The 17,443-nt window shown below is 53.0% G+C and carries 16 protein-coding genes; 12 read left to right on the forward strand and 4 right to left on the reverse strand.

Annotation, left to right across the window (positions count from 1 at the left end):
- Positions 1–130 precede the first annotated feature (130 nt).
- Positions 131–1,726, forward strand: coding sequence for an ABC transporter substrate-binding protein (locus H4F65_RS00345; RefSeq protein WP_010280961.1), 1,596 nt, complete (start codon positions 131–133; stop codon positions 1,724–1,726).
- A gap of 50 nt (positions 1,727–1,776) precedes the next feature.
- Here the strand turns inward: H4F65_RS00345 and H4F65_RS00350 are convergent, their stop codons facing one another.
- Positions 1,777–2,448 carry an epoxyqueuosine reductase QueH gene (locus H4F65_RS00350; protein ID WP_014914935.1) on the reverse strand — a complete coding sequence of 224 codons (672 nt, stop codon included), beginning with the start codon at positions 2,446–2,448 and terminating at the stop codon, positions 1,777–1,779.
- A 209-nt stretch (positions 2,449–2,657) separates the two neighbouring features.
- Here H4F65_RS00350 and dusC point away from each other — a divergent pair, with 209 nt between their 5' ends.
- The 10 genes from dusC (at position 2,658) to idi (ending at position 13,152) form a co-directional block, all read left to right on the forward strand.
- Complete coding sequence (gene dusC / locus H4F65_RS00355) at positions 2,658–3,590, forward strand: tRNA dihydrouridine(16) synthase DusC (RefSeq protein ID WP_010280967.1); 933 nt, start codon at positions 2,658–2,660, stop codon at positions 3,588–3,590.
- A 187-nt stretch (positions 3,591–3,777) separates the two neighbouring features.
- Complete coding sequence (gene mmuP / locus H4F65_RS00360; protein WP_010280969.1) at positions 3,778–5,190, forward strand: S-methylmethionine permease; 1,413 nt, start codon at positions 3,778–3,780, stop codon at positions 5,188–5,190.
- The gene (mmuM, locus tag H4F65_RS00365; RefSeq protein ID WP_010280974.1) at positions 5,183–6,130 is read left to right on the forward strand and encodes a homocysteine S-methyltransferase; all 948 of its coding nucleotides are present in this window, start codon (positions 5,183–5,185) and stop codon (positions 6,128–6,130) included. Before mmuP ends, mmuM begins: the two co-directional genes overlap by 8 nt.
- Positions 6,131–6,146: 16 nt before the next feature.
- Complete coding sequence (locus tag H4F65_RS00370) at positions 6,147–6,695, forward strand: hypothetical protein (RefSeq protein ID WP_010280977.1); 549 nt, start codon at positions 6,147–6,149, stop codon at positions 6,693–6,695.
- A gap of 397 nt (positions 6,696–7,092) precedes the next feature.
- Positions 7,093–7,635 (forward strand): class IV adenylate cyclase, encoded by a 543-nt coding sequence (cyaB, locus tag H4F65_RS00375; protein ID WP_010280982.1) that lies wholly within the window; start codon positions 7,093–7,095, stop codon positions 7,633–7,635.
- A 60-nt stretch (positions 7,636–7,695) separates the two neighbouring features.
- A complete protein-coding gene (locus H4F65_RS00380) occupies positions 7,696–8,052 on the forward strand; it encodes an FMN-binding protein (protein ID WP_010280984.1) in 357 nt (118 codons plus the stop codon).
- A 62-nt stretch (positions 8,053–8,114) separates the two neighbouring features.
- Positions 8,115–8,624, forward strand: coding sequence for a DUF6622 family protein (locus H4F65_RS00385; protein ID WP_010280986.1), 510 nt, complete (start codon positions 8,115–8,117; stop codon positions 8,622–8,624).
- A gap of 149 nt (positions 8,625–8,773) precedes the next feature.
- On the forward strand, positions 8,774–9,721 hold the full coding sequence (gene pbpG / locus H4F65_RS00390) for a D-alanyl-D-alanine endopeptidase (RefSeq protein WP_010280988.1): 948 nt from the start codon (positions 8,774–8,776) through the stop codon (positions 9,719–9,721).
- Positions 9,722–10,205: 484 nt separating this feature from the next.
- On the forward strand, positions 10,206–12,512 hold the full coding sequence (bglX, locus tag H4F65_RS00395) for a beta-glucosidase BglX (RefSeq protein ID WP_010280991.1): 2,307 nt from the start codon (positions 10,206–10,208) through the stop codon (positions 12,510–12,512).
- Between the two features lie 100 nt (positions 12,513–12,612).
- On the forward strand, positions 12,613–13,152 hold the full coding sequence (idi, locus tag H4F65_RS00400; RefSeq protein WP_010280994.1) for an isopentenyl-diphosphate Delta-isomerase: 540 nt from the start codon (positions 12,613–12,615) through the stop codon (positions 13,150–13,152).
- Positions 13,153–13,226: 74 nt separating this feature from the next.
- Here idi and H4F65_RS22210 read toward each other — a convergent pair whose 3' ends face one another.
- The 3 genes from H4F65_RS22210 to H4F65_RS00410 all read right to left on the reverse strand — a co-directional run bounded on the left by H4F65_RS22210 (position 13,227) and on the right by H4F65_RS00410 (position 14,971).
- On the reverse strand, positions 13,227–13,334 hold the full coding sequence (locus H4F65_RS22210; RefSeq protein ID WP_010280997.1) for a membrane protein: 108 nt from the start codon (positions 13,332–13,334) through the stop codon (positions 13,227–13,229).
- A gap of 91 nt (positions 13,335–13,425) precedes the next feature.
- On the reverse strand, positions 13,426–14,073 hold the full coding sequence (locus H4F65_RS00405) for a LysE family translocator (RefSeq protein WP_010281000.1): 648 nt from the start codon (positions 14,071–14,073) through the stop codon (positions 13,426–13,428).
- 52 nt (positions 14,074–14,125) lie between these two features.
- Positions 14,126–14,971 (reverse strand): helix-turn-helix domain-containing protein, encoded by an 846-nt coding sequence (locus H4F65_RS00410; protein ID WP_010281002.1) that lies wholly within the window; start codon positions 14,969–14,971, stop codon positions 14,126–14,128.
- Positions 14,972–15,153: 182 nt separating this feature from the next.
- Between H4F65_RS00410 and dinG the strand changes: the two genes are divergently transcribed.
- Positions 15,154–17,253, forward strand: a complete 2,100-nt coding sequence (dinG, locus tag H4F65_RS00415) for an ATP-dependent DNA helicase DinG (protein ID WP_010281007.1) — start codon at positions 15,154–15,156, stop codon at positions 17,251–17,253.
- Positions 17,254–17,443 lie beyond the last annotated feature (190 nt).

A 17,443-nucleotide genomic window follows, 5' to 3' on the forward strand; every position in this document is an offset into this window, starting at 1 on the left:
TTTTATTCAGTAATAGCTATGATTGTTATCCTAACGTAGAAATTATTTCATTTGAGGGTTTTATTTGTCATTTTATCGTCATGATTTTTATAACGGTGTGGTGGAACACAAATAACAAGCGAGGACTGGAATGAAAAAAGCAGGAATAAAATTGACTCTGGCAGCGTTGACGCTGGCGGTCGCTTCCGCGGCCTCGGCGAATACGCTGGTGTACTGCTCTGAAGGATCGCCGGAAAACTTTAACCCACAGCTTTACACCTCCGGCACCAGCGTGGATGCCAGCGCCGTGCCGATTTATAACCGTCTGGTGGATTTCAAAGTGGGCACCACGGAGCTGGTGCCGAGTCTGGCAGAGCGCTGGGACATCAGCGCCGATGGGCGAGTCTATACCTTCCATTTGCGCAAGGGTGTGAAATTCCAGAGCAATAAATACTTCAAACCTTCGCGTGATTTTACCGCCGACGACGTTATTTTCTCCTTCATGCGGCAAAAAGATCCGCAGCACCCTTACCACAGCGTCTCGAAAGGAACTTATGCCAATTTTGAAAGCTTGTCCTTTGGCTCGTTGATTCAGAGCATTGAGAAAGTGGATGACCACACGGTACGCTTTACGCTCTCTCATGCGGAAGCCCCGTTTCTGGCCGATTTAGCCTGGTATTTCGCGTCTATTCTCTCTGCGGAATATGCCGATGCGATGCTTAAAGCCGGGACGCCGGAGCGCGTGGACATGGAGCCGATTGGCACCGGGCCTTTTGAATTAGCGCAGTATCAGAAAGATTCCCGCATTCTGTTTAAGGCATTTCCAGCCTATTGGGAAGGCAAGGCCAAGCTGGATCGGCTGATTTTCACCATCACACCGGATGCCTCCGTGCGGTACGCCAAACTGGAGAAGAATGAGTGTCAGGTGATGCCGTTCCCTAATCCCGCCGACCTACCGCGTATGAAAGAAAACAAGGACATCGTGCTGATGCAAAAGGCCGGACTGAACACCGGCTTCCTGTCGTTCAATACCCAGAAAGCACCGACGGACAATGTGAAAGTGCGGCAGGCGTTAACGATGGCGATTAACAAGCCGGCGATTATCGAAGCCGTTTTCCAGGGAACCGGAACGGCGGCGAAAAACCTGCTGCCGCCGGGCGTCTGGAGCGCCGACAGTGACCTGAAAGACTATGACTACGATCCTGAAAAGGCGAAGGCGTTACTGAAAGAAGCCGGCTTGGCGGAAGGCACCACTATCGAACTGTGGGCGATGCCGGTACAGCGTCCGTACAATCCGAATGCTCGCCGCATGTCGGAGATGATTCAGGCGGACTGGGCGAAAGTCGGTGTGCAGGCCAAAATTGTCACCTTCGAGTGGGGCGAATACCTGAAAAGGGTGAAAGGCGGTGAGCATCAGGCGGCATTGATGGGTTGGACAACGGCAACGGGCGATCCTGATAACTTCTTCGGGCCGCTCTTTACCTGTACGGCGGCTAACGGTGGCTCCAACTCGGCGAAATGGTGTTATGCGCCGTTTGATAAAATCATTATCGAAGCGCGCGCTTCACAGGATCACGAGCAGCGTATTGCTTTGTACAAGCAGGCGCAGCAGATGATGCACGATCAGGCTCCGGCCGTCATGATTGTGCATTCCACCATATTTGAACCCGTGCGTAAGGAAGTGACCGGGTATGAGGTCGACCCGTTCGGTAAGCATATTTTCTATCAGGTAGACGTGAAGAAGTAAGATGCAGTAAAAATGGCACGCCGCACGGCGTGCCTGACTCTGGCGTAGCGTTATTCGGTTTCATCACCGTAATACAGCTTACCGATGCGGATAATATCGCGCCCCTGTGATTTGCGATGCTTATTGGAATCGCGCAGGGAATAAATGCAGCCGCAATACTCCTGCTGATAGAAACGTTCGCGTTTGCTGATTTCGATCATGCGCGACGAGCCGCCGCCCTTGCGCCAGTTGTAATCCCAGTAGGTGATGCCGGGATATTTCTGCGCAGCGTTCTGTCCGCATTCGGTAATCTGTTGCATGTTTTTCCAGCGTGAAATCCCCAGTGAACTGGAAATAACGCTAAAGCCGTTTTCTGCGGCGTACAGCGCTGTGCGCTCGAAGCGCATATCAAAACACATGGTGCAGCGAATGCCGCGTTCCGGTTCCCATTCCATGCCTTTAGCGCGCTCGAACCAGTTATCCGTATCGTAATCCGCATCGATGAAAGGCACGTTATGCTGTTCGGCGAAACGGATATTTTCCTCTTTGCGGATCAGGTATTCACGCTGGGGGTGGATATTGGGGTTATAAAAGAAAATGGTGTAATCAATGCCAGAAGCGGTGATGGCTTCCATGACTTCACCTGAGCAGGGCGCGCAGCAGGAATGCAGCAGCAGTTTGTCTGCGCTGTTGGGCAGTGAAAGCTGCGGGCGTTTAAATTCTGCGGTTTTGACATTCGACATAAAAAGTAGCCACTTCGTTGTAGTCCGTAAGGACGGTGTCGGTACAAATTCGTCACGAATTATTGATGATATGTTCACAAGAGGCAACCTCATGGACTGCCCAGCGTTATCTTTCCCGTTGCGTTCCCCGTACAATACCCCCTAAGATTGCCTGCTTTTTTTGGCCTGAATGGCTGTGATTAACGATCAAATGGTTACCGAGTAGCGTTATGCGTGTTCTGCTTGCCCCGATGGAAGGGGTTCTCGACTCATTAGTGCGAGAACTGCTGACTGAAGTAAATGATTACGACCTGTGCATCACCGAATTTTTACGCGTGGTGGATCAGTGTCTGCCGGTTAAATCCTTTTATCGCCTTTGCCCGGAGTTACACCATGCCAGCCGCACGCCGTCTGGTACGCTGGTGCGCGTACAGCTGCTGGGACAATATCCGCAGTGGCTGGCGGAAAATGCGGCGCGGGCGGTAGAACTGGGCTCATATGGTGTCGATCTCAACTGCGGTTGCCCGTCGAAGCTGGTGAACGGCAGCGGGGGCGGGGCGACGCTGTTGAAAGATCCCGAGCTGATTTATCAGGGCGCAAAAGCGATGCGTGAGGCGGTGCCTGCGCATTTGCCGGTCACGGTGAAAATCCGACTGGGCTGGGATTCCGGCGCTCGCCAGTTTGAGATTGCTGACGCGGTGCAGCAGGCAGGAGCGACTGAACTGGCCGTGCATGGCCGCACGAAGGAAGATGGTTATAAAGCCGAGTGCATTAACTGGCTGGCAATAGGGGAAATCCGCCAGCGATTGCGGATCCCGGTGATTGCCAATGGCGAAATCTGGGACTGGCAGAGCGCACAGGACTGTATGGCGACGACGGGCTGCGACGCGATGATGATTGGGCGGGGCGCGCTGAATGTGCCGAACCTGAGCCGCGTGATTAAGTATAACGAACCGCGTATGCCGTGGCCGGAGGTCATGCTGCTGCTACAAAAGTATGTGCAGTTGGAAAAGCAGGGCGACACGGGACTGTATCACGTCGCGCGGATCAAACAGTGGCTCGGCTATTTGCGTAAAGAGTACGACGACGCCACCGAGTTATTCAGCGAGATCCGCACGTTGAAGACCTCAGCAGATATTGCCCGTGTGATTGGTGAGCCATAAGTGCTCACCGCTTCCTTACGCGTTATTTCCCTCTCTTCTTTTTCCTCTCTCTATTTTCTGACAATAGCTGTTCAGATTTAACGCACCTCATCACTCTCCTGCTGGCCTGTACTTTACTTTACGAATCGGTTGGCGGTATAACACTCCATCTATCTGGAAGTTTAGACGTCTATAATGAAAGGTCATCATGGAACAACACGCATCAGGCACCGAAGGGCAGTTTAAGCGCACCATGAAAGCTCGCCATTTGGTGATGCTTTCGCTCGGTGGCGTCATCGGCACCGGTCTGTTTTTTAATACGGGCTACATTATTTCCACGACAGGAGCGGCCGGGACGCTATTGGCGTATCTGATCGGCGCGCTGGTGGTGTATCTGGTGATGCTGAGTCTGGGTGAGCTGTCCGTCGCGATGCCGGAAACCGGGGCGTTTCATGTGTATGCGTCCCGCTATCTCAGCCCGGCAACGGGCTATACCGTGGCGTGGCTGTATTGGCTGACGTGGACGGTTGCACTGGGCTCCAGCCTGACCGCTGCCGGTTTTTGCATGCAGTATTGGTTCCCGCAGGTGCCAGTCTGGACCTGGTGTTTGCTGTTTTGTGTGCTGATCTATCTGCTGAATATCGTGTCGTCCCGTTTCTTTGCCGAAGGGGAATTCTGGTTCTCTATCGTTAAAGTCGTCACGATTCTCGCTTTTATCGTGCTCGGCGCTGGCGCGATGTTTGGCTTTATTCCGATGCAGGACGGTTCACCTGCGCCGTTCTTCCAGAACATTACCGCGTCTGGCTGGTTCCCACACGGCGGCCTGCCGATCCTGATGACAATGGTGGCGGTAAACTTCGCCTTCTCCGGTACGGAACTGATCGGCATCGCGGCGGGAGAAACCGAGAATCCGCAGAAGGTCGTGCCGATGGCGATTCGTACTACCGTTGCGCGACTGGTGATCTTCTTTCTGGGCACGGTGCTGGTACTGGCAGCGATCATTCCGATGGAAGAGGCCGGTATCGCGAAAAGCCCGTTTGTGCTGGTGTTTGAAAAGATTGGTATTCCTTACGCCGCCGACATTTTTAATTTCGTGATTTTGACGGCGATCCTGTCTGCCGCTAACTCGGGGCTGTATGCCTCGGGGCGTATGCTGTGGTCGCTGTCCAACGAAGGCACGCTGCCGCGCCGTTTTTCTCGTCTGACGCGTCGTGGCATTCCGCTTTTTGCTATTTCCGTCAGTATGCTAGGCGGGCTGTTGGCGCTGTTTTCCAGCGTGGTCGCGCCGGACACCGTTTATGTGGCGCTGTCCGCGATTTCTGGTTTTGCCGTAGTGGCGGTGTGGCTGAGCATCTGTGCCTCGCACTATATGTTCCGCCGTCACCATGTCCGCTCGGGAAAAACGCTTTCCGATCTGCAATATCGCGCCCCTTGGTTCCCCATCACGCCGATTCTTGGCTTCTTATTGTGCCTGCTGGCCTGCGTTGGGCTGGCGTTTGACCCAAGCCAGCGGATTGCACTGTGGTGTGGAATTCCGTTTGTCGCGCTGTGCTATGGTGCTTATTATTTCACGCAGTCAATGAAGAAACGTAGGTTAACGGGAGCGGAAGACATTGCGTAAAAATACGGTTACCGAAATGCTGGCGACGGCCTCAACGATTGTGTTGGACGGCGCGTTGGCGACCGAACTGGAAGCGCGCGGCTGTGATTTAACGGATCCGCTGTGGTCGGCGAAAGTGCTGGTTGAAAACCCGGCGCTGATTTATCAGGTGCATCTCGATTATTTTAAAGCCGGGGCACAGTGTGCGATTACCGCCAGTTATCAGGCGACGCCGCAAGGGTTTAAGGCGCGCGGGTATAGCGAAACGGAATCACTGGCGCTGATTGCCAAGAGCGTACAGCTGGCGGCGCAGGCGCGGGATGATTACCGTCGCGATAATCCGCAGGCTGGGACGCTACTGGTGGCGGGATCGGTGGGGCCGTACGGTGCCTATCTGGCAGATGGTTCGGAGTATCGCGGTGATTACCAATTGCCGCAGGCCGAGATGATGGCGTTTCATCGGCCGCGTATAGCGGCGCTGCATGAGGCAGGTGCCGATCTGCTGGCCTGCGAGACGCTGCCGTCTTTTGCTGAAATAGAGGCTTTGATTGCGTTACTGGCCGAGTTCCCTCAGGCGCAGGCCTGGTTCTCTTTCACCTTGCGTGACAGCGAGCACCTCAGCGACGGCACGTCATTGCGTACGGTGCTGGCGCGGGTCAACGCCTGTTCGCAGGTGGTCGCTGTGGGTATCAACTGCATCGCGCTGGAAAACGTGACGCCAGCGCTGAAGCATCTGTCCTCGCTGACGGATTTGCCGTTGGTGGTTTATCCCAATTCCGGCGAGCAGTATGATGCGGTAACGAAAACCTGGAGCAGCGCTCACGATGACGCCTGCTCGTTGACCGCGTATTTGCCCGAGTGGCAGGCAGCAGGCGCACGCCTGATTGGCGGCTGTTGCCGCACCACGCCCGCGGATATCGCTGGTATTGCACGCTGCTGTCAGCATGAGGGTCAGCACTAAATAAGAGGATGCCGTGATGGAAAATGATGTGGGTCTGCAACAGGCGTACTCGCTTGCCAGACAACGCGTAGCGCCGGAAGTCCCGGTAACGGTGCTGTACATTGGCGAACAGCAGACGACCATCGTCTGCGGGACGTCATCACAACCGTCGGTAACCCTGCAATTGACCATCGGTTTTGACAAAACGGCGGCGGCGTTTTTCAAGCATCTTCCCCCAACGCCAGACGAGATGGAGTGGGCGATCATGGCGGTAGAGGATGAAGTGACGCGCATTCGCCACGATATTCCCGCGGATTCCGTTCTGTTTTCTTTCGACCCTGCCTTGGTCACTATTGCACAGATTTCGGGAGTAGAAGAAGAGGAAGCAGGCTGGCGGTTGCCGCAAGATGACATGGAACGGACATTTAAACGTCTGGAGCGCGTCATGCAGGGGAGCCCGGCAACCTGGGAGGGGATTCCGCTAGAGAACGCTTTCTCCGCCCGATTGCTGATTTTGCGTGAATTTATGCACCATCACGGCTTCGATTCTGCACTGATTTTGCTATTACCTGCAGTTGCTGCCTGAAGAACTAGCGGTTTTTCCCTTCTCAGCTACTATTAACGGCGGTCAGCGTCCAGCAAGGATTCTGACCGCATTTTTTTCTGGGAAATCGCAAATAGCATTCATCTACAGATATTCGTCGTCAGGAAATTGCGATCGGGATATCTGACGTTGTAAGGTAATAACGCGGCATGATTATCAAGGTCATGCTTTCGCGGTACCAGGATGTGACAGGATGTGGGTGTTAATCAAGGAGGATGAGAGGACGGCCCTTGGGCCATATTATGTTACCTGTATGATCTATTTTGCGGATGACCGAATATTTATTATCTTGAATTTCCGTATGGCAGCGTAATAAAACGCTGTTTCGATATGGCGGGGAGTCAATGTTATTTCAGGGAATCCAGTGAGGGGAAAGAACATGGTTGAACATTTCACAGGGAAATATGAAGTTGAACTTAAATTTCGCATCGACGATATAGCCGTTTTCAGGAATACGCTTTTTAGCCTTCATCCCGAGGCTTTCGTCTTTGAAAATAAAGAACATGATGTTTATTACGATGATGCAGAGAAGCGCCTGCAACAGCAAAATATCAAAATGCTGGTGCGCCGCATGGAGCCATCGGGCATTAAACTTTGGATTGTGAAAGGGCCGGGCATCGATCGCTGTGAAGCGGTTAACGTTGAAGGCTTTGAAAAAACTGACAGCATGTTACAGACGTTGGGGTATCGACCTCTTTTTGAAATTCATAAAATCCGCAGCATCTACTTTTTAAACGCCTTCCATATTACGCTCGATTATATTGAATCACTGGGTTATTTCGTGGAAATATCAGTGATGACCGATGATGAGACCCAGTTGAAAGCACTCAGAGAACGGTGTATAGAGTGTGCGTTACGGCTTCAATTGCCATTGGATAATATTGAAACGAAATCTTATTATCAATTACTGGGTTTTAATTAATTGTTCTTTTCTGGTTATTGAATTGTTGTTTTTATTGTTCTATTTGCACACGGGGAAATGATGACGAAATCTATTTCGGCGGCGCTGGCTACGTTAGTGATGGCGTTCTCGCTGTCCGTTCATGGTAGCGATGTGGGGCACTATAAAGACGGTGCCTACATCGGTAAAGCGCAGGGGAAAGCGGCAGAAGTTGAGGTCACGGTCAGCATTAAAGACGGGAAGATCGCTAATGCGGAAGTGCTGAAGCATGGCGATACCGAAGCGATGATGCTGAGCGCGACGGATCAGATTGTGCCGGAGCTCATTGAGAAGCAGGACATTAACAAAGTGGATGCGGTAACGGGGGCAACGTTATCGAGCCAGGGCGTGATTAATGCGGTGAAACAGGCGCTGGAACAGGCCAAAGTCACGCCGTAGTCACACCGGTTTTTGGTTATCACCGTTGATGACGGCCTGAGTGATTAAGGAATCGTACTGCCGTGGAAAACCTGCTGATTATTCTGCGTCACACGCCTTATTGGGTGTGGATCGTTTTGGGTTATCTGATTTATGCCGGCGTAAAAGCCAGCCAGCCGCGGCAGCAATCGCTGGTACGGATGCTAGTTGTGCCGATGATTTTCATCGCGTGGGGCATCAGCGCGATTTTCCATACGCTGCAGCTCCCGCTTGCGGCCGCGGGCGGATTTCTACTGGCATTAATGATTGGGCTGGGCATCGGCTGGGCGTGGGGGAAGACATCGGGCATTTACTTGCCGGAGTCGCGCCATTTTCAACGCACCGGTTCGTGGTGGCCGTTGGCCTTAATGCTGCTGACGTTTTGTTCTCGCTTCTATTTTTCCGTCCAACTGGCTCGGTTTCCGGCGTTGGCACATGACCCGGCGTTCTGCCTGCTGTCCGGCGCGACGAGTGGGATTACCGCGGGGATATTCAGCGGCGTCAGCTTGCGTTTGTTCAACCACATGCGCAAAATAAGACCGTCTCTGACGTAACACGATAAAAAACAGTAGGTTGCTCAAACCGTCTGTCAACATTTGTCACAAAGCTTTTCTGCTGCATGAGTGCGCAGGGAAGGGCGGTAAATTATAATGCCGCTGCCCATCCCTTTCATTTAACAGAATACTGTTTAAGTTATTGAAGAATGACTAAAAATTTTAAGCTTTCTCTTTTTGGCCTGTTGGTGCTATCAACCCATGCTGTGATGTTGCCTCAGGCTGTGGCGAAAGCGCCGACGTACTCCGCTGGCACTGCGCATCAGGAAATTGCTTCCGGTAGCGCCATGGTGGTGGATCTGCGTGATAACCACATCCTTTATTCCAGCAATCCTGATGTGGTGGTGCCGATTGCTTCGGTGACGAAACTGATGACGGCGCTGGTGGTGCTGGATGCCAATCAACCGCTGGATGAAATTATCTCTGTCGATATCAGTCAGACGAAAGAAATGAAAGGGGTCTACTCACGCGTTCGTCTGAACAGTGAGATCAGCCGCCGCGACATGCTGCTACTGGCGCTGATGTCATCAGAAAACCGCGCGGCGGCCAGTCTGGCGCACCACTATCCGGGCGGCTATCAGGCGTTTATCCGCGCGATGAATGCCAAAGCCCGTGCGTTGGGGATGGCCCACACGCGCTATGTGGAGCCGACCGGGCTGTCCATCAATAATGTCTCGACTGCCCGCGATCTCACCAAGCTCTTGATTGCCAGCAAGCAATATCCGCTGCTGGGACAGCTTAGTACCACACAAGAGAAAACCGCGACGTTCTCCCACCCAGCGTACAGCCAGCCGTTCAGGAACACGAACCATCTGGTCTATAAAGCGGATTGGAGCATTCAGCTCACCAAAACCGGCTTCACGAATCAGGCAGGACACTGTCTGGTGATGCGTACGGTTATTAATCAGCGGCCTGTTGCGCTGGTGGTGTTGGATGCCTTCGGCAAATATACGCACTTTGCGGATGCTAACCGCCTGCGTAAGTGGATTGAAACCGGTAAGGTCAGCGAGGTGCCTGCCGCCGCGTTGAGCTATAAGAAACAAAAATCGCTGGCTTCCCGCCAACCGCAGAGCATGGCGAGTATCGAAACCGAATAATCAGTACTCCCCTTCCTAATGGTTTGGAAGGGGATATCTTTACGGTTGCCGAGCGAGCCACCGCCTGCGACGGGCTGTCACGCTTGAGCGCGAAAATCTTCTATCACTTCACCCGCTTTTTTCACTTCATCATCATGTGCAGCTTCACGCCAGGTTTTCGCTAATGCGTCCTGTAGCCAACGCTGCTGGCGGGATGATGATGCAAACGGAAGATGAGGAATGTGAATTATGCGTATCGTTTAGCATTATTCTTGCAGTTTTTATTAAATGAAACCTCAATAAATGCACTATATTACGCGCTGTGCATTTGAGTGCGTCGGTGCGGCAACCACTATCGGGAAGCCTTATTCGCTTAAGGCAGGAGAAGGTGTTTTTCGCCTTGTCAGAGAAGGGATGTGACCGTCGGAATCTTCAACCTGTCTTGTGCTTCAGCGCCTTATTCTGTTCTGCTCTGACGCCTGGATTGACTGGGTCTTTATAACGAATGAAATGGCTTACTTCACTGACTATAGCAATTGGACTTGCCTGTAATCCGGCGTTTGCGCAGGAGCTGACGTCTGCGCTGACCTCACTATCGCCTTCACATCAGCAACGTGATGCGTTTGTCACGGATCTGCTGAAAAAAATGACGCTGGAAGAGAAGATCGGCCAGCTCCGATTAATCAGCGTTGGGACGGATAACCCCAAAGAAGCCATTCGGGAAATGATCCGAAACGGCCAGGTTGGCGCGATTTTTAATACGGTGACCCGCCCGGACATCCGTGCGATGCAAGATCAGGTGATGCAACTCAGCCGCCTGAAGATTCCCCTGTTTTTTGCCTATGACGTGGTACACGGCCAGCGCACCATTTTCCCTATCGCACTGGGATTGGCCTCCAGTTGGGATATGGACGCGATTGCGAAAAGTGCGCGTGTAGCGGCGTATGAAGCTACGGAAGACGGCCTGAACATGACCTGGGCGCCGATGGTGGATATTACCCGCGATCCGCGCTGGGGTCGTGTGTCGGAAGGCTTCGGTGAAGATACCTGGTTGACCAGCAAAATTGCCGGTGTGGTAGTCAAATCCTTTCAGGGCGATGATGTAACCGCTCGCCACTCGCTGATGACCAGCGTAAAACATTACGCACTCTACGGTGCGGTGGAAGGCGGACGTGACTATAACACCGTGGACATGAGCCCTCAGCGCATGTTCCAGGACTATATGCCGCCTTACAAAGCGGCGATTGATGCGGGCAGCAGCGGCGTGATGGTCGCGCTGAACTCAATCAACGGTACTCCCGCGACCTCTAACAGCTGGTTGCTGAAAGACGTTCTACGCGATCAGTGGAATTTCAAAGGCATCACCATTACCGATCACGGCGCGATTAAAGAGCTGATTAAGCACGGTGTGGCCAGCGATCCGCGTGATGCATCGCGTCTGGCGGTTAAATCCGGTATCGGCATGAGCATGAGCGACGAGTATTTCGTACGCTATCTGCCTGAGCTGGTGAAAAGCGGCGCGGTGAGCGTGCAGGAGATTGACGATGCCTGCCGCCAGGTGCTGAACGTGAAATATGATATGGGGCTGTTTGAAGATCCGTATCGTCACTTGGGGCCAGTCGGTTCCGATCCGGTAGATACGAATGCGGAAAGTCGCTTACACCGTCTGGATGCGCGTGACGTGGCGCGTAAGAGTCTGGTGCTGTTGAAAAACCGCCTGCAAACGCTGCCGTTGAAGAAAGAAGGCACGATTGCCGTTGTGGGGCCATTGGCTGACAGCCAGCGCGATACGATGGGAAGCTGGTCTGCCGCGGGCGTCACGAAACAGACGATTACCGTTTATCAAGGGCTGAAGAATGCCGTCGGCGATAAAGCCACCATTCTCTATGCCAAAGGTGCCAACGTCAGTAATCACAAAGGCATTATCGACTTCCTGAATCAGTATGAAGATGCCGTTCAGGTGGATAAACGTCCGCCGCAGGTGATGATCGATGAAGCTGTAGCGGCAGCGAAGAAGGCGGATGTCGTGGTTGCAGTAGTCGGCGAAGCAGCCGGGATGGCGCATGAAGCGTCCAGCCGTTCGAACATCGAACTGCCGCAAGGTCAGCGCGACCTGATTGCCGCGCTGAAAGCCACGGGTAAGCCGCTGGTTCTGGTGCTGATGAACGGACGCCCTCTGGCTCTGGTGCGTGAAGATCAGCAGGCCGATGCGTTACTGGAAACCTGGTTCAGCGGTACGGAAGGGGGCAATGCGATCGCCGATGTGCTGTTTGGTGACTATAACCCGTCCGGCAAGCTGCCGATGTCCTTCCCACGTTCCGTCGGCCAGATCCCGATTTATTACAATCACCTGCCGTCAGGCCGTCCTTACACGCCGGAAAATCCAGGCAAATATACGTCTCACTACTACGATGAGGCCAACGGGCCGCTCTATCCGTTCGGTTACGGCCTGAGCTACACCACCTTCAGCGTGTCAGACGTACGTTTGTCCAGCCAGACCATGAAGCGTAACGGGACGATCAACGCCAGCGTAACGGTGAAAAACACCGGCAGTCGCGCAGGGGAAACGGTAGTACAGCTGTATCTTCATGATGTAGTGGCTTCTATCAGCCGTCCGCTGAAAGAGCTGCGTGGCTTTGAGAAAGTGATGCTACAGCCGGGAGAATCCCGCACGGTCACCTTCACGCTCGATCAGGACGCGCTGAAGTTCTACAATGCCCGCATGCAGCAGGTGGTGGAACCCGGCAAATTCGACGTGATGATTGGTCTGGATTCACAGCGTGTGAAGAGCGACAGCTTCACCCTGCTATAATGATGTTCAGCTCGCCGCCGAAAACTCCGGCGGCGAGACGGATTGTGATGACCGTAATACAGAATCATTGTCGGAGAATCAGGTCTTGCAGGAGAAGGGTATGCCGTTGACTGAAGTGGTGCTGGTTGATGAAAATGACAGGCCAACGGGCGTAATGGAAAAGCAGGAAGCGCATGTAAAAGGAGCATTACATCGTGCGATTACCGTCTATGTTTTCAACTCTCGCCAGCAGTTGTTGTTGCAGCAGCGTGCAGAGGAGAAATACCACAGCGGCGGTTTATGGAGTAATACCTGCTGTAGCCATCCTGCGCCCGGTGAAGAGACGTTGCAGGCAGCACATCGCCGCTTGTATGAAGAAATGGGGTTACGCTGTGCGCTGACGCCGATGTTCACGCTGACCTATCGTTTGCTGTTGGATAACGGGCTGATTGAGCATGAGCTGGGGCATGTGTATTTTGGCGTGACGGACGACGTCCCGCAGATGAATCCTGATGAAGTGTCGAGCTACGCCTACCAGTCAATAGACGAGGTTGCCCAGCAGATGGCGACGACGCCCGAACAGTTTACGGCCTGGTTCCAACTGACCTTCGCACGTATTCCTAAGTACTGGCAGACGTTTCAGTCTGAACAACCAAATTAAGTAAAGCGATGCTGATTGCCGCGTTTCCGTGCGGCACCGTTCGTGCAGTCGGCGGGCGCTATGGGTCGAAAGCCTCAGCCCGCGTGCTCGATAATAATGTAGCCCACGAGCATCATGCCGGACATGCCACCTAAGGCGAGAAAGGCAAAGAGACTGATAATGCCGATTTTTTGAAGAGTCATCAGGTTATCCTTTTGTTAATTGCCTCGAATTATAATGCCTTCCGCCCATGAAACAAGGCCGAAACGCTCCGCGCTTTTTAAATACACCGCATTAGCGAAATAAAAGCAGCACACCAAAAAACATCAGAATGACGCCGGCTCCGCGCTCAATCGGGTTCAGCCAGCGGGTTAAATGCTGCTGAATCAGCGGGCGAGCGATCAGCGCGGCGATCAACAAATCCCACACCAGCACGACAGAAAACATCCAGCTACCGCTGACGACTTGCTGCGTCGGTGTCACATGTTGCCCAAGAATACTGGTCATCAGGCTGATGTAGAACAGCATGTTTTTGGGGTTCAACAGCGCCGAGCCGAGCCCTAGCAGGATTTGTTTACGGAGCGTCGGGCAGCGATCGGACTGTTGTTCCGCCTGTAGCGATAGCACAGAACGGCTTTTCACTAACTGATAGCCCACCCAGAGCAGATAAGCCGCCCCGGCTAATTCGATGAGTCTAAACAGCGTGGGTGAATGTTGAATGCCTGCCCAGCCGATCGCCGCCAGCAGAATGTAAATGCCGTTGCCCAGCGCAATGCCCAGACAAATTCCCGCACTGCCGCGTAGTCGATAGCGAATGGCATAGGCTGTCAGCAGAAAGAAGTCCGGGCCGGGGCTCAGTAGCGCCACAAAATGCGCCAGCGCCAGAGCAGGAAAGTGGGTGGGGAAGAGCGAATCGGCGGAAAAAAGGGGATTGATAAACATGATATTTCTGACCTCGATAAATAATCGAGGTCAGTCTAGACAAGGTGTTCGGCTATTTATTGTCAAATATTGATCGCGCGTACTGACCCGGCGTCGCAGCAGTGTATTGCACAAACGTTTTGTGGAAATGGCTTTGATCGCAGAAGCCGCTTTGATAGCTGGCATCAACCAGCGGCGTGCCCTGTTTCAGCAGTGATTTAGCATACTCAATACGGGCATTATTCAGGAAGGCCATCGGTGTAATGCCGGTATCGTGACGAAACTGTCGCACGATGGTTTCACGTCGCAGGTTTAACTCCTCCGCCAGCGTTTCCAGCGAGGGTGATTCTTGCAAATTATTTAACAGACGCTCGCGTACGTGTCGCGTCGTAGTTTGCGAAGCGTGATGGGGTAAGGTGGGCAAACAGGACGGCACAGGCTGGCAATATTGTCGCCAAATGGGCTCCAGCATTGCTTTGAGCTGGTTATCTGCCGATGTAATGTCTCCCCGATACAGCAGATCAACCACGTGCTGATAACGTATAAAGAGTGCGGGATCGCGCAGAACAACACGGTTGCAATGCAAGGTCTCCGCCTGATAACCACAGTGAGCCGCGATCTGATCGAGACACCATTCGATATCCAGATAAAGCATGTGATAACTGCGCGTTTTTCCGGGAAGCGGGTTACAGCTGTGCGGTTGTTGAGGATCGATGAAGATCAGATCGCCAACCTGCAAGTGATGCACGTCGTTGCGGTAATGGCAAAGCGTTTCGCCGTGTTCTATCGCGCCAATCGAGAACTGTGCATGGCTGTGTGTTTTATAGGCGTGGCTGCTGTTGCGCGTGCTGCGGCTTTCAACATGCGGGAGTCGTGGCGAAAACCAGTACGATTGGTTAATGGCGTGGACTGAAGACATAATGTACCGCTCGCGATAAAGACCGTGTTTGATAAAAATACGTGTTTGATAAAAATAATGGTTTACCCTAATCGCTGAGCAGACGATTGTCGAGGTCAGAATTGTCGCGAACGTGATATCGGCTGACGTCGCCGGGCGTCTGTGGGACAATGGCAGCCAGATTACACAGATACAGAGTATGCATGACGCTGTCCCCCGCAATAAAATTGCAGATTGGCCAATGGTATAAGGCTCTGCAAGAGCAAATCCCGGATTTTATTTCCCGCGTTCCCCAGCGACAGATGATTGCCGAAGTGGCGAAAACGCTGGCGGGTGATTACCCGCGCCATTTGGCTATTGAAGCGCCAACTGGCGTCGGGAAAACGCTTTCTTACCTGATTCCGGGTATTGCGGTAGGGCGTGCGGAGGACAAAACGCTGGTGGTCAGCACCGCGAATGTGGCGTTGCAGGATCAGATTTACAGCAAAGATTTGCCGCTGTTGCAGAAGTTTATTCCCGAACTGACATTTACCGCTGCATTTGGCCGTCGTCGTTATATTTGCCCACGTAATCTGGCGATGCTGGCAACCGATCCCGATGCGCAGGGGGATTTACCGCTCTTTCTGGATGATGAGCTGATGTCCGCCAGCAAGGAGGAAAAACGTACCTGTGTACGGCTTGAGAAAGCGCTTCAAGGCCATGCCTGGGATGGGCTGCGCGATCATTATCAGGATTCAATTGACGATAGCCTGTGGCAGAAGCTGAGTACGGATAAAGCGAACTGTCTCGCGCATAACTGTCATTACTACCGCGAGTGCCCGTTCTTCACCGCACGGCGTGAGATCGAACAGGCCGATGTTGTCGTCACCAACCATGCGCTGGTGATGGCGGCGATGGAAAGCGAATCGGTGCTGCCTCCTCCTAAAAATCTCCTGCTGGTGCTCGACGAAGGACACCACATTCCCGACGTTGCCCGCGATACGCTGGAGATGTCTGGTGATATTCATCCTGCGTATATGATGGCGCAACTGGAACAGCTGGTACAGCTTATCGGGCAATGTATGGCGCAGTTTGCGCCTAAATCACCGCCACGGCTAGCTAACAGCGAGCGGTTAACCAGCCATTGTGAAGAGATCCGCGAGTGCGTGCTGTCTTTCTCGCAAATGTGCGGGCTGTTCCTTCCGCATGACGGGCAGGAAACCGAGTACCGCTTTGCGATGGGAAAAATGCCGGATGAAATGCGTGAACTCTGCGTGCGATTGTTCAAATTGACCGACACGCTGCGGGCGCTGGCGGAGTATATGCTTAACGATCTCAGCGAGAAAACCGGCAAGCATGACGTGGTAAGGGTCTATCAGGCACTGCTGAAAATGAGCCGCCAGCAGGGCTACCTTGAGTCTATGAGTAAACTGTGGCGGCTGGCGGCGATGGAGAAGTCGTCAAACGCGCCGGTTTCCAAATGGATCACGCGAGAAATGCGTGATAACCAGCCGCATCTTCACCTGCACTGCGCGGGCATTCGCGTCTGCGATCAGCTTGAAAGGCTACTGTGGGGGAAGGTCTCGCACGTTGTGATGACCTCGGCAACGCTACGCTCGCTGAACAGTTTTGCACGGATACAGGAACTTTCTGGCCTGAGCGAGCAGGAAGGGGACACCTTCATCGCGCTGGATTCTCCGTTTAACCACCGCGAGCAGGGGCGTTTGGTAATACCTAAGATGCGTTATGAACCGCTGATGGAATCTGAAGCGCAGCATATTGCTGAAATGGCGCAATTTTTCCGAGCGGAACTAAAACAGGATAAGCATAAAGGGATGCTGATGCTGTTTGCCAGCCAGCGTGCCATGCAACTCTTTCTCACGCAGGTTACCGATTTGCGCCTGATGCTGCTGGTTCAGGGAGACAAGCCGCGCTACAGGTTGGTCGAACTGCATCGTCAGCGGGTACAGGAAGGCCAGACTAGCGTGCTGATTGGTTTGCAGTCGTTTGCGGAAGGATTGGATCTGAAAGGGGAGCTCCTTTCTCAGGTGCATATCCATAAAATCGCGTTTCCGCCTATCGACAGTCCGGTGATTCTGACGGAAGGCGAATGGTTAAAAAGCCTCAAACGGCATCCGTTCATCGTACAAAGTTTGCCCAGCGCCTCGTTTAATCTCATCCAGCAGGTTGGACGCCTTATTCGTAGCCATGACTGCTTTGGTGAAATCGTTATTTACGATCGGCGCCTGTTGACCAAAGGATATGGCGCACAGCTGCTGGCCGCGCTGCCCGTCTTCCCGATTGAACAACGGGACATGCCATAACAAATTCCTCTCTATCCGTCCCCCGAATAAGGGGGTAATTAGTCCCTATTTAGCGCTATATTTTTTTATTCTTATTTGTTAGATTTGTTTCGGAACAGCAAGGATGCCGTTAATACGTGTGACAAAGTATGTGATTACGTAGCGCGGTTTTTATCAACCAGGGACAGGTGTCATGATGAAAATTAACGCA

Source organism: Pectobacterium brasiliense (genome assembly GCF_016950255.1).
Lineage (GTDB): Bacteria > Pseudomonadota > Gammaproteobacteria > Enterobacterales > Enterobacteriaceae > Pectobacterium > Pectobacterium brasiliense.

Coding starts and splice junctions, on each gene's coding strand:
- H4F65_RS00345 (WP_010280961.1), top strand. CDS start 131: ATGAAAAAAGCAGGAATAAAATTGACTCTGGCAGCGTTGACGCTGGCG.
- H4F65_RS00350 (WP_014914935.1), bottom strand. CDS start 2,448: ATGTCGAATGTCAAAACCGCAGAATTTAAACGCCCGCAGCTTTCACTG.
- dusC (WP_010280967.1), top strand. CDS start 2,658: ATGCGTGTTCTGCTTGCCCCGATGGAAGGGGTTCTCGACTCATTAGTG.
- mmuP (WP_010280969.1), top strand. CDS start 3,778: ATGGAACAACACGCATCAGGCACCGAAGGGCAGTTTAAGCGCACCATG.
- H4F65_RS00370 (WP_010280977.1), top strand. CDS start 6,147: ATGGAAAATGATGTGGGTCTGCAACAGGCGTACTCGCTTGCCAGACAA.
- cyaB (WP_010280982.1), top strand. CDS start 7,093: ATGGTTGAACATTTCACAGGGAAATATGAAGTTGAACTTAAATTTCGC.
- H4F65_RS00380 (WP_010280984.1), top strand. CDS start 7,696: ATGACGAAATCTATTTCGGCGGCGCTGGCTACGTTAGTGATGGCGTTC.
- pbpG (WP_010280988.1), top strand. CDS start 8,774: ATGACTAAAAATTTTAAGCTTTCTCTTTTTGGCCTGTTGGTGCTATCA.
- bglX (WP_010280991.1), top strand. CDS start 10,206: ATGAAATGGCTTACTTCACTGACTATAGCAATTGGACTTGCCTGTAAT.
- idi (WP_010280994.1), top strand. CDS start 12,613: ATGCCGTTGACTGAAGTGGTGCTGGTTGATGAAAATGACAGGCCAACG.
- H4F65_RS22210 (WP_010280997.1), bottom strand. CDS start 13,334: ATGACTCTTCAAAAAATCGGCATTATCAGTCTCTTTGCCTTTCTCGCC.
- H4F65_RS00405 (WP_010281000.1), bottom strand. CDS start 14,073: ATGTTTATCAATCCCCTTTTTTCCGCCGATTCGCTCTTCCCCACCCAC.
- H4F65_RS00410 (WP_010281002.1), bottom strand. CDS start 14,971: ATGTCTTCAGTCCACGCCATTAACCAATCGTACTGGTTTTCGCCACGA.
- dinG (WP_010281007.1), top strand. CDS start 15,154: ATGACGCTGTCCCCCGCAATAAAATTGCAGATTGGCCAATGGTATAAG.